Genomic DNA, 22,462 nt, shown 5'->3' on the forward strand with positions numbered 1-22,462 from the left:
CCCGTGATCTCACGCGTGGCGCAGGAACTCCGCGCGTTTTCAGGCGGCGACCGGCGTTGACGGAGAGCTTGCCCCATCGGCCTGAGTGTCGTCAGAAGGGCTGCACGGATTTCCGCCATGCGGGTTTCGGACGTCACTTTCGTCCCCACGAGATCGCGCACGTAAAACACGTCGACGGCGCGCATGCCATAGGTGGTGATGTGAGCCGATGAGATCTGAAGCGACTGGTCACTGATCGTCCGGGTGATTTCGTAAAGCAGGCCGGGGCGATCGCGGCCGTTGATCTCGATCACGGTATGGCGGTCCGACGCGCGATTATCGATTACCACGCGAGAAGGCACATGAATGGCGCGCATCCGTCTGGCGGCCCGTTGATCGGCTACACGCTCGAGTTCCGAACCGATGGCAAGACGGCTTGAGAGCGATTGTTCGATCAGACCGTTCAGACGGGCAAGCTGAAGTGCGGTCTCGAAGGCCCGCCCGTTGCTGTCCTGAATCCAGAATGTATCCAGCGCCATGCCGTCGCTCAGCGTGTGGATGCGCGCATCCACAATGGAAGCGCCTGCAACAGCGAGACCGCCTGCGATCTGCGAGAAGAGCCCGGAATGATCGGCGCTGAAAACGGTGATCTCGGTGACGTCGCGCTGGGGGATGGGCGTCGCTCGATGGTGAGCGGCGACGCATGCGTCTCCGAATCCAGAACGAGGCGCGCGTGACGCAGATGGGTGTCGGCATCGAAGCCAAGCCAGTAGCCAGCATAACCCAGGCTGAGGAAATGATCGGCCTGCTCTGCAGAATTACCCTGCTGGATGAGCCCGTCTCGCACCAGTTCCTTGGCGTGGCTCACACGCTCGTCGCGCTCGGTGGCGGCCAGTCCACCCTCCAGCACTTCTGCGACGCGTGTGTAGAGCTCACGCAGCAGCGTCGCTTTCCACGCATTCCACACATTGGGGCTTACGGCGCGCATATCGGCAATGGTGAGCAGGAGCAGCAGACGCAGTCGTTCGGGTGACTGGATGATGTCTGCGAGATCGAGAATGGTCCGCGGGTCATCGATGTCGCGCCGGAATGCGGTCTGACTCAGAAGCAGATGATGTAGGATGAGCCAGGAAACGGTTTCGGTTTCCTCGGACTCCAATCCGAGTTGCGGACAGACCTTCTGGGCCACTTCCGCCCCAAGCACCGAATGATCGCCCCCGCGTCCTTTGGCGATGTCGTGCAGCAATGTCGCAACATAGAGCGCGCGGCGCGACTGCATGTCCTGAGCCAGATCGTAAACGAGCGGAATTTCGTCCGCCATCGTGCCGGCTTCAATCCAGCCCAGCATGCGCACGGCTTCGATGTTGTGCTCGTCCACTGTGTAGATGTGATAGGTGTCGAACTGCATCTGACCGACGATGCGCGACCAGTCGGGCAAGAGTGCGCCCAGAAAACCGGTATCGTTCAGGATTGTCAGCCAGTCAGCCCCGCTGGGACGGGCTTGCTCGCGGTTCATCTCCGTCGGCTGCATCAGCAGGTTGAGAAAGACGCCCATGGTCATCTTGTCGTCGCGCAGCGTGGCGATGCGCCGTTCATTGCGGATCAGTTGCTGGATGGCGGTCGGATGCAGAACCAGGTTTTCGCGAAACGCGGCGTCGAGCATCCTGACCATCAGGCGCGGTTCGTCATCGAAACAGGCACTGTCGGCAGGAGCGATCTGCTCGTTGATCAGTCTAAAATGACGGGCATCCTCTGCGTCGAGGGTCGTGCCTTGATAGGCCGCCTCGCGGATCGGTCCCTGCAGATGCTGCATGATGCTGGGTTCGATGATACGGCCGAGGCGCATCACCTCACGTGTCGTGAGGAAGTAGTGGCGCATGAAGCGCTCGACGCCCTGTTGTCGACCGTGTCCAGCATAGCCATACGCCCGCCGATGACGGGCTGAACATCGAAAGAGAGGCGCTCATCAGCCCGACCGGCGATGTAGTGAAGGTGGAGCCTGATGGTCCAGAGAAAATTCCAGGCACGTCGGGCGCGATTGGCTTCCTGATCGGTCAGAAGCCCCAAAGATGTGAAGGCCGGGTCGTGGAGGCGTGATCGCACAGCCGGATTGAGGCCGCTCGTATCCTGAAAAACGCGCGTCATCCAGTTCAGCGTCTGAAGGTCGCGCAGGCCGCCACGCCCTTCCTTGATGTTCGGCTCCACCATGTAGGGATTATCGCCAAAGCGCTTGTGACGCTTCTCGCGTTCGTCAATCTTGTCATGGATGAAGGAGAGCGCGCTTTCCTCTCCGTCACTGAACCGGTGGCCGAACTCGGTAAACAGCGTCTCCGTCCCGACAATGCGCCGCGCGTCCAGAAGGGTGGTGCGAATGGTCAGATCTTCACGCGCAGCTTCAAGACATCCATCGATGGAGCGTGTGGCATGCCCCACGCGTACGCCCAGATCCCACAGGAAATAGAGTATGTATTCCACCTGGGCCGTCGTCTCCGGCGCAGGCGACGCAACGGTCAGGAACAGAAGATCGATGTCGCTGTACGGGGCCAGCAGGCCACCGCCATATCCCCCTGTGGCACAAAGACACAACTCGGAATCGGCTGCGCCCGTAGCCGCCTGAGCGAGGGAGAAAAGGCTCGAGATTGCCCCGTCCATCAACCGGGCAAGCGTCGTAGCCGCGGCGATGCCCTTGAGCTGACGCCCTTCGAACAACCTGCGGATCTCGCCGTGATGCCGCCCGATATGGCGGCGAAAAAGGCTGACAGCATCCTCACGCGAAACAGAGCCATCCTCCCGCCGTGCACGATCAAGTGCAGAGGCAAGAGCAGCTCGCATGTCGGTTTCTTTGAGGGAGATCGGTTCGCGCATTAAGATCCGTAGGTCTGGGGGCATTGCAGGCAACCTGAGAAAGCCATTCTCAGGTCAAATCGTTCTTGGATTCAAGCGCAAGTTTACGCAGCTCATAAAGGGCTTCGAGTGCGGCTTTGGGAGAGAGTGCGTCCGGGTCGATCGCCTCGAGCGCGTCACGCAGCCTATCAGGTTCGTGACGGGGGGCTTCGACGGCCTCAAAGAGAGGGAGTTGAGGCACGCTGCGCCCCTGATCGCGTTCGAGTGCGGTCAGTAGGCGCGTGGCGCGCTGAACCACCGGCATTGGCACTCCGGCAAGCTGGGCGACATGCACCCCCCAGCTTTTTTCGCAGCACCCTTGCGGACTTCGTGCTGGAAAACGACATCGCCCTGCCACTCACGGACCGCCATTGTGTAGGGAGTGAGGCGCGGCATGGAGTCAGAGAGGCTGCAAAGCTCGTGAAAATGCGTCGCGAAAATTGTGCGCGATCCGAGTTGCGAATGCAGGGCTTCGAGCGTTGCCCAGGCGATGGCAAGGCCATCGAGCGTCGACGTGCCCCGACCGATCTCATCCACGACAACAAGCGAACGCGGACCGGCCTGACGCAGGATCGCGGCTGTTTCGGTCATTTCCACCATGAAGGTCGAGCGACCGCGTGCGAGGTCATCGGCCGCACCGACACGTGAGAACAGACGGTCGACGATACCGATTCGTGCCTTTGTGGCCGGAACAGGCAAGCCTGCCTGTGCCAGAATGACGGCGAGGGCCGTTTGGCGCAGGAAGGTGGATTTTCCGGCCATGTTCGGTCCCGTCAGCAGCATGACGCGCTGGTCGGGCGGAAGAAGGCAGTCATTGGGGATGAATTTCGTCGAACGCTCCAGAGCAGCCTCGACCACCGGGTGACGACATCCCTTGAGCTCGAAAGTCTGATCCTGCGTCATTTCCGGGCTGCACCAGGCGCCGCCCTGAGCCAGTCTGGCGCAGCCGGTCAGGACATCGGCCGTAGCAAAAAGCTCGGCCAGTTCGGGTAGAGCGGGATGGGAGACAGTCTCGGCAACCAGAGCGGCAAAGAGTCGGCGCTCGATGACGGCAGCGCGGTCTGCTGCTTCGAGAATGGCGCGATCGAGCTCGAGCAGCTCATCGGTTGTAAACCGGACTAGATTGGCCGTGCCCTGCCGAAACGATAATTCGGGCCGGTCCCGAAGCTTCGCTGCGTGGAGGGCAGAGGTTTCGATGATGTAGCCAAGCTGGGCGTGATGCTTGATCTTGAGCGTTGCGACGTTGAACTGCTCGGCATAGCGCTGCTGTAATGCCGCCAACGTGCGTTTGCTGTCGTCACGCAGGCCGCGATAGCGGTCGAGATCGGGGTCGAACCCGGTGGCGATGGCGCCCCCGTCTTCGATACGCGCCGGAAGGCTCTCAGAAAGCGCTTTCTCAAGTGTCGAGAGCAGGGAATCCGCCCTGCCATAAAGACCGGCAAAGAGCGTCCGGATCAGGGCGGGGGTGGCTTCGTTGCACAAGGGCTCCAGCAAGGCCACCAGGGCATCGGCGGCCTGAAGCAGATCGCGCGTTGCAGCGAGATCCCGCGGCAGGCCGCGCCCTGTGGAGAGCCGTCCGAGTGCCCGCGCAAGGTCGGGTGCGCGTTTGAGAATCGGCGTGAGCGAGGCGATCAGGCCCGCTTGTCCGGCAATCCAGCGCCAACCGGCCTGACGTCCCTCGATAAGCGCAAGATCGGTCGAGGGTGCAGCGATCCACTGGGCAAGCTGACGCTGTCCAGCGGCACTCACGCAACGGTCGACGGCGGAGAAGAGCGTGTGGGTGGTGGTGCCGTCGCGCGCCTGTATCAGATCGAGGCTGGCGCGCGTGGCAGGGTCGAGGCCTAGTGTTTCGGCGTCCCCACGACGGAGAGGGCGGGCGATGCGCGGCATGGCGCCTGCCTGGCTCCGCTTGACGTAATCGAGAACGAGGGCACCAGCCGGATTTCCTCTTCGGTAAAATCTCCCAGAATGGCGAGCTGAGCCACGTCGAAAGCCTGAGCCATGCGTGATCGGGCGGGATCGAGGCCAGGGAGGATGATATTGGGCGCGACGCGGGCGGTGAAAGGATCCGGGATGAGAGCAGGATCTGCGAGGATTTCGGAAGGGTCGAGCCTTGCGAGCAACTCCTCAAGCTGAGCCAGGGGCAGGGATGCGGTCTCGAAAGAACCGGTGGAAATGTCGATCCAGCTGCGCCGCATGCCGTGGTCTGTCGGTTTTTTTTTGTCGGGGCGGCGAAGGCGAAAAGAAGATTTTGACGCCCGGCTTCGAGAAGTTCTTCTTCAGTCAGTGTGCCCGGCGTGACGAGACGGACAATGGCACGGGCGAGGGGCCCTTTTTGAGGAGGCTCGCCAGGTTTTCGTGCCTGTTCGGTCTGCTCTGCGACCGCGACGCGAAATCCGCGTCGGATCAACCGGGCCAGATAGGCCGGGGCGGCTGCAACAGGCACGCCGCACATCGGAATGGGAAGGTCGCCATGCTTGCCGCGCGTGGTGAGACTGATGTCGAGCGCCATGGCGGCCGTCTCGGCATCGGCAAAAAACAGCTCGTAGAAATCGCCCATGCGGAAAAAAAGCAGGGCGTCAGGTTCCTGAGCTTTGAGGGTAAACCATTGCGCCATAGCAGGGGTTGCCCCCTCAGCCGAGGGAATAAGGCCGGTGATCTCCGGAGTGGTCATGATTGGAAAACTCGCCGCATACCGCCTGTTCTAGCTTCCCAAACTCTCACTGTGAACAGCAAGTCAAGCACTGTGAGACGATGGGAGTGCGGTCATGATAATTTCGCAACGCCTTGTTCGCTAAGCGGAAAGATTGCCCGTTCTCTCCCAGAAGACTGCACAAAATTCTCACTATTGTGAGGCACGCTTGCGACGCAGGAGTCGATTCACGATACGGTCAGGTCTTGCTACGCCGAGCGCCCACAGCGCGCCAAGATAGATGATCCCGGCGATCCCCATAAGGACACTGAGCATGCCTGCGCGTGTCAGGCCGCTCCAGCCCACCAGTCCGGGAGCGATGAGGCGTGTCAGGATCAGAGTGGCAAGCGCCATGACGACAGAGGCAGCCACGACACGGAGCAGACGACGGATGAGCGCCCGGTCGGGACAAAAGACGTCCCGCCGAAAAAGAATGACAGCCAGAAAGGCCAGATTGACGAGGGCTGCGATTGTGCTGGCCAGAGGCGGGCCGACATGAACGAGCGGCTTGTAGAGCAGAAGGTTGAGGCCCAGATTCAGCACCAGCGTGAGAAAACCGATCCTCACCGGGGTTTTGGTGTCGCCATGAGCGAAAAATCCGGGAGACAGCACCTTGATGAGGATGAAGGCCGGCAGGCCAAGGGCGTAGGCGCGCAGGGACTGAGCCGAAGAAAGCGCGTCCTGTGTCGTGAATTTGCCGTAGCCGAACAGCGTGGCCATGATTTCCGGCGCCAGAGCGAGTAAACCGAAACAGGCCGGAAAGGTAAGGATCGCGGCGTAATCGATCGCCCGATTGAGTGTCTGTTGCCCGCCCGTCGCGTCACGCGCCGCGACATGGCGCGTCAGGACGGGCAGGAGCGTGGTGCCAGCTGCTGCGCCCAGAACACCCAGAGGTAATTGATTGACCCGGTCTGCAAAATACAGCCACGAAATCGATCCGGCTGGCAGAAGGGTCGAAATCAGCGTGTCGACTGTCAGATTGAGCTGGGTGGCGCCGGAGCCCAGCAGGCCGGGCCAGAGCCGACGCAACATGTCACGCATTTCCGAAGTCAGGCGTGGTTTTGGCAGAGACAGCCGGATGCCGGCGCGTCGGACTGACCAGAGCAACAATCCGAGCTGTACAAAGCCGGATATCGTGATGCCGACCGCCGTGCAGATCACCGTGTCATGAAAGACAAGCGCGCCAAGAAGAATGGCCGCGATGCCCACGATATTGAAGGAGACATAAGCTCCGGCAGCCATCGAAAACCGATGCAGCCCATTGAGAACGCCGGCCACGAGGGCCGCGGTACAGATCAAGATGAGATAGGGGAAGGTGATCCGGGTCAGTTTGACTGCGAGATCGAACCGCCCCCCGGCATGATCGAAGCCGGGCGCAATCAGTTCGATGATCCAGGGCATGAAAACTTCGCCCAGGATCGTGAGGCCCAGCAGCCACGCGCTGAGACAGCTCAGGGCCTGCGAAGCAAAACGTGTCGCATCTTCCTCGCCTCGCGCCGTGAGCTTTTCGGTAAAAAGCGGGACGAAAGCCGCATTGAAGGCCCCCTCGCCGAACAGGCGCCGAAACATGTTCGGCAGACGAAAGGCGATTTGATAGGCATCCTGAACAGGTCCTGCACCCAGAAACGCTGCAAGAAGCTGGTCGCGCACCAGACCGAGGATACGAGACAGCATGGTCCAACCACCAACGGTGATCAGGTTACGGAGCATTCCGGGCTTCCAGTCAGAAAACGAACTTCACAAAGGGGGCTTCTTAAACGCAAGGGCAGGGAACAGCCAAGGCAGGATATACTCTCTGGATTGCGGACAGAAGACGAGAGCGAAAACCCCGCTTCGTCAAAGACTTAATAAGTAAGATGGATTATGGCTTAATTGCGTTTTCCGATAGTGTAATGCCAGTGGTTTTCAAAAGGTTTCCGGTCCCTCAGGCTCACGCGTCCGCGATTGCGGAAGGGCGATGCCTCTGGCAGAAGACGCAAGGCGTTGCCAGGGAGGTCAGACCTCTCAAACTCTTAGAAAGGCAGACCCCATGAGCCCGATCCTTCTCTCCCTGACGAGTTTCGTTCTGGCAGCTGGCGTGTTCACGCTCGTGCCGGGGCTCGACACGGCGTTCGTGTTGCGGACCTCGACCCTGTCAGGCCCGCGATCCGGGTTCGGGGCGGCTCTTGGGATAACTCTGGGCCTGTTCGTCTGGGGGATTTGCGCCGCGTTTGGGCTGACGGCGCTTCTGGCTGCGTCGAAAATGGGCTTTCTGATCGTCAAATGGGTGGGCGCGCTCTATCTCTTCACGATCGGCATCAGGCTGCTTTTGCAACCGCGCACGGCCCTGCGCGATGAAGAGGGCAGCTCGAACCCCAACAGGCAGTCGGCCCTGAGCTGTTTTCGTCAGGGATTGCTGACCAATCTGCTCAATCCGAAAGTCGGTATTTTCTTCATTACCTTCCTGCCGCAATTCATCCCGCATGATGTCAACGTGGTCACGTTCTCATTGCTGCTCGCCGGGATTCAGGTCCTGCTGACTCTGAGCTGGTTCTCATTGCTCATCATGATGACCGTACCGCTCGGCGCGTTCCTGTCGCGTCCGCGGATCGTGAAAATTCTCGATCGTGCGACAGGAATGATCTTTGTTGCTTTCGGGCTCAAGCTGGCATTCGAGCGGCAGGGATAAGGCAATCCATACCGCTGATGGCGTTCAGTGATCCATCACGGCGCGCATGACCGAGGCTTTCATGCGGCTGGAATCGGGTGACGTCAGCGGTGTGAACCATTTGACGAGCTCCCCTTCGCGCGAAACGAGATATTTATAGAAATTCCAGCGCGGCAGGGCCAGCATGCCGCCCTCCTTGGCAAGCCAGCGAAAGATGGGCGTTGCTCCTTGCCTTTGACCCGTGATTTGGCGGCCATCGGAAAACTGACGCCGTAATTGCGTGAACAGGTCGTTTGGATTTCGGAAGCAGAGCCCGGTTCCTGCTGGCCAAAATCGTTGCTCGGAATACCGATGACAACCAGACCCGACTGACCGTACTTGCTCCAGAGATGCTGAAGCCCTTCGTACTGGGGCGTGAAGCCGCATTTGGAGGCTGTGTTGACGATCAGAACGGCCTTGCCTTTGAAGTCAGCCATGGAGATGGGTTGGCCGCACAGGGCCGGGATGGTGAGGTCGTAGAAACTGTTCGTCATGGTGATCCGTCGCGTGATGCAAAGAGCGTTCTTCATTATGTGGCTTTGCGCTGGACACTCTTCAAGCATCTCGACACATTGCCTCCTTGCGTTTTGTAAACGGTTCGTGTCTTTCCCGATGCGAGAAAGCGTTACAGCGTGTTTGCTGGGGAGCCATTTCGTTGCAGCGCCGCAGACGCTTGCGCGAATTCAGCGAGGGGAGAAGACGCGTCGATGTCACTGCGCGGTTTGATCGGTATTGCAGTGCTCATTGCGCTCGGTGTTCTCTTTTCGACCAATCGAAAAGCTATCAATGTCCGTCAGGTCGCGATCGCCCTTGCCCTGCAATGCCTGATCGGGGCGTTGGCCCTCTTCTTTCCCTTGGGGCGACGCCTTTTCGGGGCTTTGGCCGATGGGGTCGGTGCAGCCCTGGCCTATGGTCAGGTGGGCACGCATTTTCTGTTCGGCGGATTGTCCGGCCCGAAAATGGAGGCTCTCTTCGGTCAGGACAGCTTCATCTTTGCGTTTCAGGTGCTGCCTGCCATTGTCTACGTCTCTGCGCTGATCTCCCTTTTCTATCATTGGGGGGTCATGCAGGCATTTGCCCGTCTGGTCGGGCAGGGGCTGCGTCGCCTCCTTGGCACGACGGCCATTGAATCGTTTTCTGCCGTCATGACGGTGTTTCTGGGGCAGAGCGAAATGCCCGTCGTGCTGCGCCCTTATCTTGGCAAGCTTAAACAATCGGAGCTTTTCACGATCATGAGTTCCGGCACGGCGTCGGTGTCGGGCTCGGTTCTGGCTGGCTATGCCGGGCTTGGCGTTCCCATGACCTATCTTCTGGCCGCGTCCTTCATGGCCATTCCGGGCGGACTGCTTTTTTCAAAGCTGCTCTGGCCAACGCCTGAAGACACGCATGCAGGACATGAGCCCATGCCCCGAGCCGTCCTGGAGACAAACGGGCTTTTCGATGCGCTGGCCGAAGGGGCCATGAGTGGCGCGCGGGTGGCTGTTGCCGTCGGGGCGGTGCTGGTTGCCTTTGTCGGGATCACGGCGCTTGTCGACGGTGTGCTCCATGGCGTCGGCGGCTGGATGCATCTGCCCGGGCTAAGCCTGTCCACGGTTCTGGGCACACTTATGGCGCCGCTTGCCTGGTTGATCGGTATCCCCTGGTCCGAGTGCTTCCAGATCGGTGGTTTTCTCGGGCAGAAAATCGCGTTCAATGAGTTTGTGGCCTATGTCGGCCTCTCTCCGCTTATCCATGCCCATGCGCTCTCGGCGCATGATCTGGCGATCGTTTCGGTCGCTCTTTGCGGGTTTTCCAATTCCTCCAGCGTGGGCATTCTGATTGGTGGTTTCGGCAGTGTCGCTCCGGAGCGCCGGGCCGAGATTGCCAGGATCGCCTCGCGCTGTGTGATCGCAGGGACGCTCTCAAACCTGATGAGTGCCGCCATCACCGGGCTTTTTATCGCCGCGTGAGGGAGGCGGGTTCAGCGATCAGCGTGATGGTTGTAACCCTTAGAGTGTTTGGCCCTGTCGGATAATCATGGCTTGCGTGGTCGGGAGCTCGATGACGTGCTCCGGCTTGTCGGCGAGGTATTCGGCAAAGGCTTGAGACACCCCGTCGATGATCGAATAATCATGGGTCAGAATAATGCCGCCCGGGATCATGCGTGGGTAGAAATAGGCCAGACCGGCAAGGGTCGCCTCGTAAAGATCGACATCGAGATGAACAAAGCTGTAGCGCTCGTCTCCAAGGCTTGAGGCAGAATCGGGAAAGAAACCCGGGTGGAATGCGACATTTTCGTACCCTGCAAGCTTCTGCCTGACGCTCTCGAGAGAGCCATGAAACTCGCCCTTCGCGAAAACCTTGCCTTCCTTACCTTTGGGGGCGGGAAGTCCCTCGAACGTGTCAAAAAGGTGGAGCGTCCGATGAGCCTTGACCATGCAGAGAAGCTCGGCTGAGGCACCGCGATAGACGCCGAATTCGGCAAGATCACCCTCATAGACCGCCTGAGCATGGGCCAGCTCGTGCAGCACGAAAGCCTCGTCGCTGCTGAGAAGGGAGTCGGTGCCCGAGCGTGCCTTGTTCAGGCGACGCAGGGTAACGGGGTGCTTGTGTCCGCCGAGAAGCTTCATCTGCAGGGCGTTATGCAGGCCGAATGTCAGAAAACGCACAAAACGGTTGCGGCTGACGAGACGGCGCATGGCTTCATTACGCATCCACATGAGACTGTCCTTTTACGGTTCTTCTTATTCGACCGTTATCGGTCGTTCCAGGAGCTGACGTCGTGCTTGCGCCAGATCGATCTCATTGTCCAGAAAGGCGGAAACGGTCTCGACAATCGGCATCGCGATGCCGAGTTTTCGTGCTGTTGCAGCGAGGGCAGGCGCCGTGGCGACGCCCTCGGCAACCGTGCTGCGCGTCTTCAGGATATCGGCAAGGCGGACGCCCTGACCGAGTTCGAGACCGAGGCTGTAATTGCGCGATCCTGCGCCCGTGCAGGTCAGGATGAGGTCGCCCAGACCGCTCAGCCCTGCAATTGTGGTCGCTCTTCCGCCCAGAGCGGCTGCCAGCCGACCGATTTCGACAATGGCGCGTGTGATGAGGGCCGCGCGTGCATTTTCGCCCATTCCCGCGCCGATGGCGATACCGGCGCCGATGGCGACAACGTTCTTGGCAGCCCCAGCAATCTGCACGCCGATCGGGTCATCGCTCGCGTAAAGTCTGAAATCCGGCGATGAAAGCAGGGAGACATAATGCCGGGCAGCGTCGAGTGAGGAGGCTGCAATCGTTGCCGCAGCAGGCGCGCCTCTGGCGACCTCGATGGCGAAGTTAGGTCCCGACAGCACGGCGTGAGCACGGTCGGGCTGGGTCTGTGCGAGGATCTCCAGAGGGAGCGCGCCGGAGCCGAATTCGAGCCCCTTGCAGCACACAACGAGGGGAGAATTCCCTCTCAGTTTTGGCGCTATCTGACGCAGGGTCTGCATCGGCACGACGATCAGCGTCAGATCGGCGTCTTCCGGCAGGGTCGAGGTCACGGTAACAGCGTCAGGCAGGGTCACTGCAGGCAGGCGGGGCAGGTTTCGGCAGGTCGGATCGATCTCTGAGCGCGACCAGAGTGTCACCTGTGCTCCGGCTCTTGCGGCAGCGCAGGAAAGGGCGATGCCCCAGGCGCCAGCGCCGATGACGGCGATATGGGTGGTGCTGGTGCTCATTCTTCCACGATCCGTCTGATGTCGATGCTGCCTTCCCCGTCTGGGGCGAGGACGGGCAGAAGCGCTTCGAGCAGGGACTGCGCCTGCGTCTCGAAACGATAGGGGGGCGAGGCGACCAGAAGCCCGCATCCGTTCAGGCGCGTCGGGTCGGTCGGTGAGCGCAGAAGCAGGCTGCAATCGAGGAGATCCCGCACGCCGGAATCGCGAAGGGCGTCGTGAAACTGGCGAACGGGTGCCCGGTGTTTGATGGGATACCAGGCCGCGACGATGCCCATCGGAAAAAGCTTCCGGCTTGTCTGGATGGCCTCAGCCAGCCGGGCGAATTCGTCCCCCTTCTCGAAAGGAGGGTCGATGAGAACGAGCCCGCGTTTCAGGTCGCGGGGGGGCAAGAACGCTTTCAGAGCGGTATAGCCATCGCGTTCATGCACCGCGACCTGACCTTGCAGGCGGAAAAGCTGCTTTAATGTCGCGGCGTCTTCAGGATGGAGTTCGCAGCAAATCAACCGGTCCTGTTCGCGCAGGAGCGAGGCGATCAGGCTTGGCGAACCGGGATAGCGTGTCGGGGCGCCCAGGGCGGTAATTGTTTTCAGGTAATCGACGAGTTCGTCCGGGCCTTCGGGAATTGCGTCGAAACGCCCGATACCCTCGCGCCATTCTCCGGTTTTCTGCGCCTCGATAGAGTCGAGATCATAGGCGCCGCATCCCGAATGCGTATCGAGCACGCAAAAACCGGCAGGTTTGCGGAGCAAATGCCGCAGGATCACAAGCATGAGCCCGTGTTTCATCATGTCGGCGAAATTGCCCGCGTGATAAGCGTGCCGGTAGTTCACAGCGTGTCGTGCCTCTAAAGCTGGTCGGTGGACAAGGAAGGGCGCGGCCCCAGAAGATCGAGCAGCGCATCCTGCTCCGGGTGGGGAGCAATGGCAATTTCACCAAAGGGTGCACAGCGCAGCGCTTCGCCGATCGGCGCCGAAAGCGCAAGGGCCGGTATCCGGGCAAGCGGAGCGCGATCCGGGCCGAAGGCGTCGAGAAAAGCCCGTGCTGTTGCAGCAGAATAAAAGAGGATGGCCTTGACCTCTTCCCTCACGATCATGCGCGCGAAACTTGGTCGAGAGGGCCGGTTGTTTCTGTGCGGTAGACGACGCGTCGCGTCACGCGGTGCCCCTGGGCGCGTAACTGGGCGGCCAGTTCCAGACCGAGATTCTGTCCGGTTGCGAGAAGAAGCCGCTCGCGGGTACTGGCGACACCGAGATGGGCGACAAGAGAGCGCGCCGTGCCTCCTGCGTGATCGACTGAGGTGAAACCCAGAGATCGGGCACGTTCTGCGGTGCGTGCGCCGACTGCCAGCAGGGGAACGTCGCGTGCGACAAGGGTGTTGAGTGCGCTCAGGCTTTGACCGCTGGTGACGATGATCCGATCGATTGCCGAAACCGCCCCGAGAGCGAGGGGGACGATCCTGAGCATGGGTGCCGGATGCGGCGCCCATCCGAGCCGCTCGAGGCTGAGCAGGTCTCGCTCAGACCTGGCTCCGGCCTTGTGACAAAAACCGTTCGGGCAGGCGTGTCAGCCATTGTCCTCGAAGATATCAGCCGGGGAATCTGCGCGAAGTGAGAGCCCGAGCTCGCGTCCCAGTCGAAGAGCCTCGGTCGGCTCACCGCAGATTTCACGCTTGAGATAGAAGGAGCCGTCTTCTCGCGCGACAAGTCCGGTCAGAACGAGTTCCCGATCGCCAAAATGCCCTCTTCCTGTCGGTTGGGCCTTGGCGCGCAGACGCGCATAACCGCCAATCGGGGTGCGGCACGACCCGTCGAGCACTTCGAGCAGGGCGCGCTCGGCAGTGGCGACAGCGCGTGCTTCAGGGTCTTCAATGGCCGAAAGCAGATCGAGCAATTCCCGATCTTCCTCGCGCACCGTCACACCCACAATGCCCTGACCGGCAGCAGGCGTCATGAGCTCGGGGTCGAGGATCAGATCGGCGCGGTCTTCCATGCCCAGACGACGCAGGCCAGCCAGCGCAAGGAGAGTCGCGTCACAGGCGCCGCCGCCCAGCTTGTCAATTCGGGTCTGAACATTGCCACGTAGCAGGCAGAACTTCAGATCGGGACGCCGATGCACCAGCTGTGCCTGACGCCGCACAGAAGAACAACCTATGGTTGCGCCAAAAGGCAGAGCATCGAGCGGAGAATGCCCTTCCGCAACGAGGGCCTTGGCCTTGTCGCGCAGGGCAGGGCTCAGGATCAGCACATCGCGCGCATCTTCACGCTTGAGCGTGCAGGCCAGCGTCAGACCCGCTGGTAGCGTCGTCTCGAGATCCTTGAGGCTGTGCACCGCGAAATCGATCTGGCGCGCCAGAAGAGCTTCGTGAATCTCTTTTGCGAACAGCCCTTTACCGCCGATTTCAGCCAGACGGCGGGACAGAACCTGATCGCCGGTCGTGTTGATCGGGTGCTCCTGAAACGCGCCCATGTCGCGCAGCAGGGGGCAAAACCGCGTCAGCCGCGTCAGAAACGCACGGGTCTGAACGAGGGCCAGCGGCGAGCCGCGCGTGCCAACCCGCAAGGGCAGGGAGTGCCGAGAGGTGGGGGGATGAGGCGAGGCCTGGCGGCGCATGGCTTCGGCAGCGACCTGTTGTAGTTGCAGGCTCTGAGACATGAGCGCTTGGGGCATCGTCATCTGTTTCATGGTTGATCTTGCTACTCTACCGCGTGAACCGTGAAAAGAGACCGCTCGCCTCCTGCGTTCCATCGGGCTATCAAGGGAAATGGCTATTTTTTCACTAACAGCCCCCGTTCTGGCGATTGAAACCAGCTGCGATGAGACAGCTTGCGCGATCCTGAGCCCTCAGGGCGAGGTGCTTGCCGAGACCGTGCATACCCAATCCGGCCATGCGGCTCTCGGTGGTGTCGTGCCCGAAATTGCGGCCCGTGCCCATCTGGCTCTTCTGCCCGAAATCGTCTCGGAAACACTGACGAAGTCAGGGCTGTCTCTGCGTGAGATCGGCGCGTTCGCTGCCTGCACGGGGCCGGGTCTGATTGGCGGGCTGATCGTGGGCAGTAATTACGCAAAAGGGCTGGCCATTGCGATGGATCGCCCTTTTATCGCAGTCAATCATATCGAGGCTCACGCCCTGACGGCGCGGCTGCCGGGCGTGTCCGCTGAGCAGATTAAATTTCCGTATCTTTTGTTGCTGGTCTCGGGCGGACACTGCCAGTGCGTTGCTGTGCGAGGGGTCGGCAACTACGAAAAACTCGGCGGTACAATCGACGATGCCGCCGGTGAAGCTTTCGACAAGGTCGCAAAGATGCTCGGGCTCGGTTGGCCCGGTGGCCCCGCTCTCGAGAAGCTGGCGCAAGAAGGCCGTGCCGATGCTGTTGCGCTGCCAAGGCCTCTTCTGGGGCGTGCGGGATGCGACTTCTCTTTCTCGGGCCTCAAGACGGCGGTGGCACGCCAGATTGCGTCTTACGGGATGGAGGCTCTTCCGCGTGCTTTTGCTGCCGATATCGCAGCCAGTTTTCAGCGCTGCGTGTGCGATGTCATGACGGATCGTGCGCGCCATGCGCTGGCTATGCTGCCAGACGCGCTGAGCATCGTGGTTGCCGGGGGCGTGGCGGCCAACGGGACGATCCGCACAGCACTTGAGAAGGTGGCGAGTGAGGCAGGCATTGCTTTCGTCGCGCCACCTTTGCGTCTGTGCACCGATAACGCGACGATGGTCGGCTGGGCCGCGATCGAGACGATTGAGGCCTATGCTGCGGCAGGGCGTCCCCTCGACGATGGAATTCCGACAGCGCCCCGTCCGCGATGGCCTCTGACAGAGGTTTCTCCTCCGGGCGCGACGGAGAGTGGCGCTGCGGTGTTGAGTGAGGTCTCGGTTTAAGCCTTTGGCCTGTTACTCGTAGACCGGCACCGCGAGGCCCGAGAGGAGGAGAGACGCCCTTGGCGAAGAAAGACGATTTCTGGTTCAACTCTGATGAGGATTTGAAGGATCTCGAACGCCGGGCAGGGATAGAGGGAGGTGAGCCGTCAGTGGGGCGATTTGTTCTCTCTCTTTTCCTGCCCTGTCTCCTTTTCGGGATTTTTCTGCTCGCAGTCTTCTGGGCGGTGATCTTCAAATTCCGCCTTCTTGGTTAGGCGTAAAGCCAGCACGAATTCCTGATTCAACCCCTCTTGCATCGCGAGGCGAAAGCAGGCAAAGAGGCGCCACTTGCCTCGCTCTTTACAGAGCGTGATGCGGGAGAGGTGGCCGAGTGGTTGAAGGCAGCGGTCTTGAAAACCGCCGTGCGTGTGAGCGTACCGTGGGTTCGAATCCCACCCTCTCCGCCATATTCTTCACTGCGCAATTTAATCTGTTAGTAAAAGCAAGCCAGGCGCGGGTACCCCGCTCATGTCGCCGCACCGACGCCGCGTTATCGGACCTCACACGTCAGATGATTTTTGGCGGACGGGTCGTGCACGAGGGAGACGCCTCCGATAAAAATCAGCGCTAGGCAGAAGTTTGACCGGTTGCGAGAGTTGCAGTGCCGTCTGGGGGACAACTGACTTCCAACCGCCAAACGTGGCCCAAGCTCGTAAACAACACGGCTGAGACGCTTCAACTACATTACGTTGGAAAATTGTCCGGTCTCTCGGTCTAACGCGAAAGTGCCGGACTTTCCTTTTGCAATCGCCGCACTCAAGATTTACGGCGGTTTCAAGCGATGGCTTTCGATCAGCTGGCGATTGCTGAGATCGCGTCGCTACGAGATTGCACCGCCAAAGCCTCGCCGAGAGCATGCTCGACCGTCGTTTCCGAGAAGACAGCCTTCACGTAGTCTTGGCTGGTATTCGCGAGCGCGGGCAGGTTGTCCGAATTATGCAGCTCGACGATCTTTCGGGCCATGTCCTGCGCCGTTTCCTGCACAAGCTGACCCAAAGTCTTAGGAAGGTTCATGCCCTCGGCGGCAACCGGGGTCATGATGCAGGGTGTTCCTGCGGCGAGACTCTCCAGAACCTTACCCTTGATGCCTGCACCGAAGCGGAGCGGGGCCACGCTGAGACGGTTCTGCTGGAAAACCCGGGTCAGATCACGCACATGCCCGAGCACGCGCACGCGCTCACCTGCCAAGGCATGGATGCTGTCCGGCATGTCGGCACCGACGAGAGTGCAAGTAATGGTGGGATCCATTTCCCAGACTGCGGGCATGATTGCCTGCACAAGCCAGCGGGCGGCATCTCCATTCGGAGCGTGGGAGTAATTCCCGACAAAGAGCACGCCCTTACGTTCGGTGGTGTCAGCAGGTGTCGTGTCGATCGCCCATGGGACGACATGCACATTTGCCTGCGGGATATCCTTACGGAGCTGAGCTGCTTCAGCAGGGGAGTGGGTCAGAACGATATCGGCCTGAAGCGCGGCGCGATATTCTGCGACGCGGATCTGGTTGGCTTTAGCCGTCAGCTCGGGGCGACCCTGAACGGCGGCCTGACGGGCCAGACGCAGGAAATGCAGGTCTGCGACACTGTAAACGAGTTGAGCCTTGCGCTGATAACGGCGCACCAAGGCCATATAGCGTGTCGCGATGTCTTCCCGATGAAGATAGACAAGGTCGAAGCTGTCGATCTGACGCTGCAGTACGTCCTCGACCGACGAAAACATAGGCAGACTCTGGACCGTCACAGAAGGACGATCTTCGAGCGCGAATGAAATCGACATCTGATCCGCAGCGACGAAAGATACGCTGTATCCGAGATTTTCGAGGGCCGCCATATGCGACAGGATCGCCTGCGAGCCCGCATCGCGCACGGCGCTTGGGCGTGCACTGTCAATCACAAGGGCACGCTTGCATTGGGGTGTGCTCAGCGTTGTCATGCCAAGCGGCGGCGAGAGGCGTTCAGCGTCTGGCTGCTGAGGCCACTGACGGCGTGGGCGCGCGACTGACGAAGTTTTTCGACCTGAGCGAGCAGGAACGACAGGACCTGGTCGCCCGTCTGATTGTCAGCAACGGCTTCGACAGCACGGCAGACGGTCTGTTCCATATCTGTGTCGAAGGCGTTGACCGGCTCGAGCACGCAGGGTGTGCCGAGGAGTGCGCCATCGCTTTCACGACGGATTTCCAACACATGACGCGTCAGGGGAGAGAGGCTCCCCGGAAAGATCACATCGAACCCGCACAGAACGGGATAGCCCGATCTGGCGACATCCGGTCTGCGGCCATTGGCGACAATGGTCTTGAGCACAACGCCATTATCGATGATCTGCAGGGTCACGGCATCTTCGGGCGTGTCCAGATTGGCGGCCCAGCCAGCGATTCGTGTGCGCGACGCGATGTCAATGGAGCCGTCCAGCGGCTCTTCAGGGGCCTCGATAACGATGGCGATCGGGGTGCTCTGCTCTTTTTGATCCATCATCCACGGCGTGTTGCCCAAGGGGGCGTCATCGGTGACGTGATGGACTTCCAGAACGTGGCGCTCCAGCGGTGATAGGCCCCCGGGAATTTCGAAATGAAACCCGAATTCCCCACCGAGATCGGGCCGCGCTTCATTCGCAACGACCTCACCGAGAACGACACCATTATCGCTGATTCTCAGACGTGCCGGTTCGCTCTGATCGGAAAGGCGCGCCCAGCCGGAGAGATGGCTGTGCGTGACGGTATCGACATAGCCCTCAAGCGCGCTGTTCGCTGTGCATGCTTTGTGAGCCAGTGCATTCAAACGGGCGCGGATCGTTTCGAGTGCTGCGCCTTCCTCGAGGCGCGGTGCGCAATAGCGTGCGGGGGCGGGCTCCTTGTTGGGATAAAGAGCGGCGTAGTCAGCGGCATTATGGAACATGTCGCGTGACTGATCATCGACGAAAGTCTCGGATTCCGCACCATTGGCGAAGAGGATGTCGTGGCTTTCCAGTTCGATGTGAAAATACGCGACTTCATCCATCTGCTCGGCCTGCAGAATGCTGGTGCCGTTGACCAGAAGCAGGGCAGGGATCAGCTTGCCGTCCAGATACATCGCGTGAAGCGGCGAGACGGAGAGATCGCTCTGGGGCAGATCATAACCCAGAGCGCCCTTGCGGAAAATGACCGGAAGAATGTCGCGGTTGCCGTTGGCGAAGGCGCCCGTGTAGCGGCGTCGACCGATCCAGTGAATTGCACGCAATCCGTTCGAACGCGTCTGGATCAGATCGCCGATCTTAAGATTCTCGACCGGAATTTCGCCATGGTCGGTGCGGATCAGCGTGCCTCTGCAGTAACAGGGAGTGCCCTCTGCAAGAAGAAGCGTGCCCCCCGTGCTGTCGCGCCGCAGGGTGAAGAAATCGGAATCATAGGCCTTATCGAGTGCGATCGTGTAGCTGTCACTGCCATTGGAAACGACCAGTGTGGACGGGTCTATCAGGGTCGCTGTGGCATTCGACGACCAGGCCATTTCCGGCAGGTCGATCTGAGCGCCGTTATCCAGGCGGATCCCTCTCGTGGTGCTTCCGGTATAAAGAGCCAGACGGCTCCCTTCTCCGACAGTGATATTGGATGCTTCACTGCCGCTATGGACGGACGCCGTCTGATCCTTGGTCAGGGCGACATCGGAAAGGGCTGCGCCATTGCGGGCGCTGTAATCCGTCATTTCCAGCAAGGTGACGGAAGGATCGTGATCCGAGACGCTATCGAGGCGGCCAGTATTGATATGAAGGGTCTGAAACTGCCCGGCATCGGCAAAGCCGGCGGTGCCGATCGTGTGGTCGAGAGACTGGGCATTGCCCTGAAAGATATAGGTGTAGCGGTTTTCTACATCTTCCTTCGTTTCCATGTCGACCAGACCGGCTTTTGCATAGACCTTGTGCGCGTCGCTCCATGCCACGTCGTTGAAATCGCCGAGGATCCCGATCTTGGCGTCCGGCTGGTTCGCCAGAATTCCGTTGACGTATTTGGTGATATATTCAGCCTGAGAAATCCGGTTATTCGGCGTGGCTGTCGTGCCGCCATGACTGACAGGCGGCTGTACCGACCCGTAAAGCTGCGAGCTGCCTGCTTGTGAGGAGAGATGCACGTTGATGAGCGTGACGTCCTTGCCGTTGAACTCAAAGGTTCCGACAAGGGGGAGGCGGGTATTCTTGAACGTGCCGCTCAGTTCTTCATTGCCGATGGTCGTGGCCGGTGCCTTCAGCGTGACGCGGTCTGCGTTGTAAAGGAAGACACTTCGGATATTGCCTCCCGAAACGCCGCCCTGTGTCCCATTGCCGGGATCGACCTGAGACCAGGAATAGGTTGGGCCACCTGCATCGGCGATCGCCCTGACGAAGGCTTCGATATTCTTCTGAGCGCTGACAGTCCCGTCATTTGCAACGCCGCTATCGTCCTGAATTTCCTGAATGGCCAATACATCGGGGCTATCGAGCTTCTCGACGATGATTTTCACAGTCGCTGCCATGCGTGCCGCATTGGCAGGATCGAGCGCGTTGAAATTCTCGATATTATAGTCGCTGACGAGGAGATTCTGCTCGTCTTTATGGAACGACGTTTTCGGGGCTTCCTGCACGGTGTGGATCACAGTGACCTGCGTGGTCGGCACAAGTTGGTAGACGCCGTTATAATAGGACAGGATCCCCGTCACGTCCCCGAGCTTGTCCCCAAGCTCGGCGCTGATTGCCGAGCCCGGAGTGACGCCGCTGTCGTAATAGAGGGCGACACGCTGGGTGTTGACGGTCGTCTCGGTGCCCTGAAGGGCTCCAGTAGGGGTGAGCTGGCCATTACCGCCATCGGGAACGATCCAGGTCGAGTTCGACGCTGTTGCCCCCGTCGCGACGACATTGTGGAGAGTGATGAGCTCACCGATATGGCTGCGGTAGAAATCCAGAGCGTTGGAGTTCGGGTCGAGCGAGGCCGTGCTCTTGTTGAGATCGATCGCCTGCTGGAGATCGCCAAGATAGGAAGCCGCTGGAACCGTGAGGCCCCCTTGACCGATGACGGTGGGAGACACTGACGTGTAGATCGCTCCCGTATCGGTGTAGGAGACGGCGTTGATCTCCGGAAGTGTGAGAGATTTGCTCCAGGATTTGCCAGAGTAATTGATGGCATTGCCCGTTACGGAGACCGTTGAGCCGACCTTGGGCAGAGTGGCGGCATTGCCCGTGTAAATGAACAGGCCAGAACTGCCGACATTGCCCGTATCCCGGGCTTCCTGCTGAATCCAGAAGCCGATACTACCGTTTGTGTCGACCGCCGTGACGACGCCCGTTGTCGTTACGGAGCTGCCAGCAACCGGGCTGTAATAGCCGGTGCCGTTCACCTGCTGGATCGTCATGACCTGCGGTTGCGGCGTTGTTGTTGAGCCGCCGCTGGAAGTATCTGACCCAGTGCCAGTGCCAGTGCCAGTGCCAGTGCCAGTGCCAGTGCCAGTGCCAGTGCCAGTGCCAGTGCCAGTGCCAGTGCCGCTCTCACTTCCGCCAGAGGCAGGAGGGGACGTTTCCGGTGTTGTGGGCGTGGCCGGTGTTGTTTCAGGTGTGCCAGCGCTTCCTGTGTCATTAGCAGCGCCAGGCGTGGCCAGTACTGTGCCGGCTGCTGCCGTGGTCCCATACCCGGGCGTGCCAGCAAGAGACGGATCATCGATAAGCCAGCTCACCTTGCCGTCAGCATCGGTCATGCGAGAGGCGCCTGCGGCCACTGCGCCGGTCAGGACGGGCGCGTTGGCATAGGTCAGATCGCCTTTAGTCCCGTCGGAAACAGCGAGCGTGTCACCGATCTCGGACCAGGGTGTTGACGTGAACGTGCCGGTATTCCCTGCGTCGAGATCTGTACCGACAGCGCCGGTGAAGTCTTTGACGAGAAGTATCGTCTGCGTACCGTTTTGTAACGCATTCGTCTGGTAAGAGGTCATCCAATAACCAGCGCTATTAGTTGTGCCTAGCTGAAAAATATTGTCGACCCTCCCGGAGACAGAGCCGTCCCCGTCGACAACAATAAGAGACCACGCGCTATAGTCGGTATTTGGGACACCCTTTATTTCGATGAACTCATTCGGATCCCCCGAAACGCTGGGATTGAACATGAATTCATTAATAATGGGGGAGGATGTCATCGTCCAATACCTTAAGGCGCGAAGTGAGGGTAATTATTAAAAAAACCTTAAGGGAGATAATGATGTAACAGTGGAATTATCAAGAAATATAATATTACCTTTGTGTGACAAGGGCAAAACATGATCTTCTGCGATATTTATTTAACGAAGTTAATGCAGCTAAAGTATACACATAATAAAATAATATACATATTTCAACTCAACTCGAACCTTTGGGTTTATAACAAAATCTTCATAATAAATACATTGTATTCAAGGAAGGTAAGAACCCCGAGTGGGTTGTTTTGCCGAATTCTTCCGCGCAAAAGGTGAGAACACTGTGCGACGGTCATGTCCATCAGGTAATAATTTCAATAATGATGCATTAAACAAACAATAATATTTGCACTTATAAGCATAGTTTGGTATGTTTCATAAGGTAAATATATAATAAACTATTCATGCTAAAAATCTGAATCACTGATTTTTATAATTGGAACAATGCGGATCTCTTTC

Annotated in this window: 12 protein-coding genes, 1 tRNA gene and 3 pseudogenes; 4 read left to right on the top strand and 12 right to left on the bottom strand. The window is 59.5% G+C overall.

Features of this window, described 5'->3' with window-relative positions; all coding sequences use genetic code 11:
* Positions 1–80: 80 nt before the first annotated feature.
* The 3 genes and pseudogenes from JCM15831_RS16835 to murJ all read right to left on the bottom strand — a co-directional run.
* Positions 81–2,868 (bottom strand): annotated as a pseudogene (locus tag JCM15831_RS16835) ([protein-PII] uridylyltransferase); the annotation flags it as partial.
* A 25-nt stretch (positions 2,869–2,893) separates the two neighbouring features.
* Positions 2,894–5,536, bottom strand: a pseudogene (mutS, locus tag JCM15831_RS16840) (DNA mismatch repair protein MutS).
* 171 nt (positions 5,537–5,707) lie between these two features.
* Complete coding sequence (gene murJ / locus JCM15831_RS05295; protein WP_025823274.1) at positions 5,708–7,264, bottom strand: murein biosynthesis integral membrane protein MurJ; 1,557 nt, start codon at positions 7,262–7,264, stop codon at positions 5,708–5,710.
* Positions 7,265–7,583: 319 nt separating this feature from the next.
* Here murJ and JCM15831_RS05300 point away from each other — a divergent pair, with 319 nt between their 5' ends.
* The gene (locus JCM15831_RS05300) at positions 7,584–8,222 is read left to right on the top strand and encodes a LysE family translocator (RefSeq protein ID WP_025823276.1); all 639 of its coding nucleotides are present in this window, start codon (positions 7,584–7,586) and stop codon (positions 8,220–8,222) included.
* Positions 8,223–8,246: 24 nt separating this feature from the next.
* Here JCM15831_RS05300 and JCM15831_RS16845 read toward each other — a convergent pair.
* Positions 8,247–8,734 (bottom strand): annotated as a pseudogene (locus JCM15831_RS16845) (glutathione peroxidase).
* Between the two features lie 213 nt (positions 8,735–8,947).
* Here JCM15831_RS16845 and JCM15831_RS05315 point away from each other — a divergent pair.
* The gene (locus tag JCM15831_RS05315; RefSeq protein ID WP_025823280.1) at positions 8,948–10,189 is read left to right on the top strand and encodes a NupC/NupG family nucleoside CNT transporter; all 1,242 of its coding nucleotides are present in this window, start codon (positions 8,948–8,950) and stop codon (positions 10,187–10,189) included.
* A 39-nt stretch (positions 10,190–10,228) separates the two neighbouring features.
* On the opposite strand, the gene JCM15831_RS20035 is transcribed toward JCM15831_RS05315, so the two are convergent.
* From JCM15831_RS20035 to hemC, 6 genes are read right to left on the bottom strand one after another with little or no spacing between them, the layout of a single operon-like run.
* Positions 10,229–10,939 carry a TylF/MycF/NovP-related O-methyltransferase gene (locus JCM15831_RS20035; RefSeq protein WP_025823282.1) on the bottom strand — a complete coding sequence of 237 codons (711 nt, stop codon included), beginning with the start codon at positions 10,937–10,939 and terminating at the stop codon, positions 10,229–10,231.
* A 24-nt stretch (positions 10,940–10,963) separates the two neighbouring features.
* On the bottom strand, positions 10,964–11,929 hold the full coding sequence (locus JCM15831_RS05325; RefSeq protein WP_025823285.1) for an NAD(P)H-dependent glycerol-3-phosphate dehydrogenase: 966 nt from the start codon (positions 11,927–11,929) through the stop codon (positions 10,964–10,966).
* Complete coding sequence (locus tag JCM15831_RS05330; RefSeq protein WP_025823287.1) at positions 11,926–12,759, bottom strand: 23S rRNA (adenine(2030)-N(6))-methyltransferase RlmJ; 834 nt, start codon at positions 12,757–12,759, stop codon at positions 11,926–11,928. The genes JCM15831_RS05325 and JCM15831_RS05330 overlap by 4 nt, the downstream gene beginning before the upstream one ends.
* A gap of 14 nt (positions 12,760–12,773) precedes the next feature.
* On the bottom strand, positions 12,774–13,022 hold the full coding sequence (locus JCM15831_RS23280; protein ID WP_051528331.1) for a uroporphyrinogen-III synthase: 249 nt from the start codon (positions 13,020–13,022) through the stop codon (positions 12,774–12,776).
* The gene (locus tag JCM15831_RS23285; protein ID WP_269530353.1) at positions 13,019–13,438 is read right to left on the bottom strand and encodes a uroporphyrinogen-III synthase; all 420 of its coding nucleotides are present in this window, start codon (positions 13,436–13,438) and stop codon (positions 13,019–13,021) included. The genes JCM15831_RS23280 and JCM15831_RS23285 overlap by 4 nt, the downstream gene beginning before the upstream one ends.
* Positions 13,439–13,492: 54 nt before the next feature.
* The gene (gene hemC / locus JCM15831_RS05340; RefSeq protein WP_156938754.1) at positions 13,493–14,602 is read right to left on the bottom strand and encodes a hydroxymethylbilane synthase; all 1,110 of its coding nucleotides are present in this window, start codon (positions 14,600–14,602) and stop codon (positions 13,493–13,495) included.
* A gap of 88 nt (positions 14,603–14,690) precedes the next feature.
* Here hemC and tsaD point away from each other — a divergent pair, with 88 nt between their 5' ends.
* Both tsaD and JCM15831_RS05355 read left to right on the top strand, forming a co-directional pair.
* Positions 14,691–15,806, top strand: a complete 1,116-nt coding sequence (gene tsaD, locus JCM15831_RS05345; RefSeq protein ID WP_025823291.1) for a tRNA (adenosine(37)-N6)-threonylcarbamoyltransferase complex transferase subunit TsaD — start codon at positions 14,691–14,693, stop codon at positions 15,804–15,806.
* A 356-nt stretch (positions 15,807–16,162) separates the two neighbouring features.
* Positions 16,163–16,252, top strand: a tRNA-Ser gene (locus JCM15831_RS05355).
* 385 nt (positions 16,253–16,637) lie between these two features.
* Here the strand turns inward: JCM15831_RS05355 and JCM15831_RS22475 are convergent.
* Both JCM15831_RS22475 and JCM15831_RS16860 read right to left on the bottom strand, forming a co-directional pair.
* Positions 16,638–17,774 carry a glycosyltransferase gene (locus JCM15831_RS22475; protein WP_232228005.1) on the bottom strand — a complete coding sequence of 379 codons (1,137 nt, stop codon included), beginning with the start codon at positions 17,772–17,774 and terminating at the stop codon, positions 16,638–16,640.
* Entirely contained in the window at positions 17,771–21,766 is a 3,996-nt protein-coding gene (locus JCM15831_RS16860; protein WP_232228006.1) for a Hint domain-containing protein, read from the bottom strand. Before JCM15831_RS16860 ends, JCM15831_RS22475 begins: the two co-directional genes overlap by 4 nt.
* Between the last annotated feature and the right edge of the window lie 696 nt (positions 21,767–22,462).

The organism is Asaia astilbis JCM 15831 (assembly GCF_000613845.1).
Taxonomy (GTDB): domain Bacteria; phylum Pseudomonadota; class Alphaproteobacteria; order Acetobacterales; family Acetobacteraceae; genus Asaia; species Asaia astilbis.

Bases quoted from the DNA above. Each gene is read 5' to 3' on its own strand.
- JCM15831_RS05300 (WP_025823276.1), top strand. From the start codon at position 7,584: ATGAGCCCGATCCTTCTCTCCCTGACGAGTTTCGTTCTGGCAGCTGGC.
- hemC (WP_156938754.1), bottom strand. From the start codon at position 14,602: ATGACGATGCCCCAAGCGCTCATGTCTCAGAGCCTGCAACTACAACAG.
- JCM15831_RS22475 (WP_232228005.1), bottom strand. From the start codon at position 17,774: ATGACAACGCTGAGCACACCCCAATGCAAGCGTGCCCTTGTGATTGAC.
- tsaD (WP_025823291.1), top strand. From the start codon at position 14,691: ATGGCTATTTTTTCACTAACAGCCCCCGTTCTGGCGATTGAAACCAGC.
- murJ (WP_025823274.1), bottom strand. From the start codon at position 7,264: ATGCTCCGTAACCTGATCACCGTTGGTGGTTGGACCATGCTGTCTCGT.
- JCM15831_RS16860 (WP_232228006.1), bottom strand. From the start codon at position 21,766: ATGACCTCTTACCAGACGAATGCGTTACAAAACGGTACGCAGACGATA.
- JCM15831_RS05315 (WP_025823280.1), top strand. From the start codon at position 8,948: ATGTCACTGCGCGGTTTGATCGGTATTGCAGTGCTCATTGCGCTCGGT.
- JCM15831_RS20035 (WP_025823282.1), bottom strand. From the start codon at position 10,939: ATGTGGATGCGTAATGAAGCCATGCGCCGTCTCGTCAGCCGCAACCGT.
- JCM15831_RS05325 (WP_025823285.1), bottom strand. From the start codon at position 11,929: ATGAGCACCAGCACCACCCATATCGCCGTCATCGGCGCTGGCGCCTGG.
- JCM15831_RS23280 (WP_051528331.1), bottom strand. From the start codon at position 13,022: ATGATCGTGAGGGAAGAGGTCAAGGCCATCCTCTTTTATTCTGCTGCA.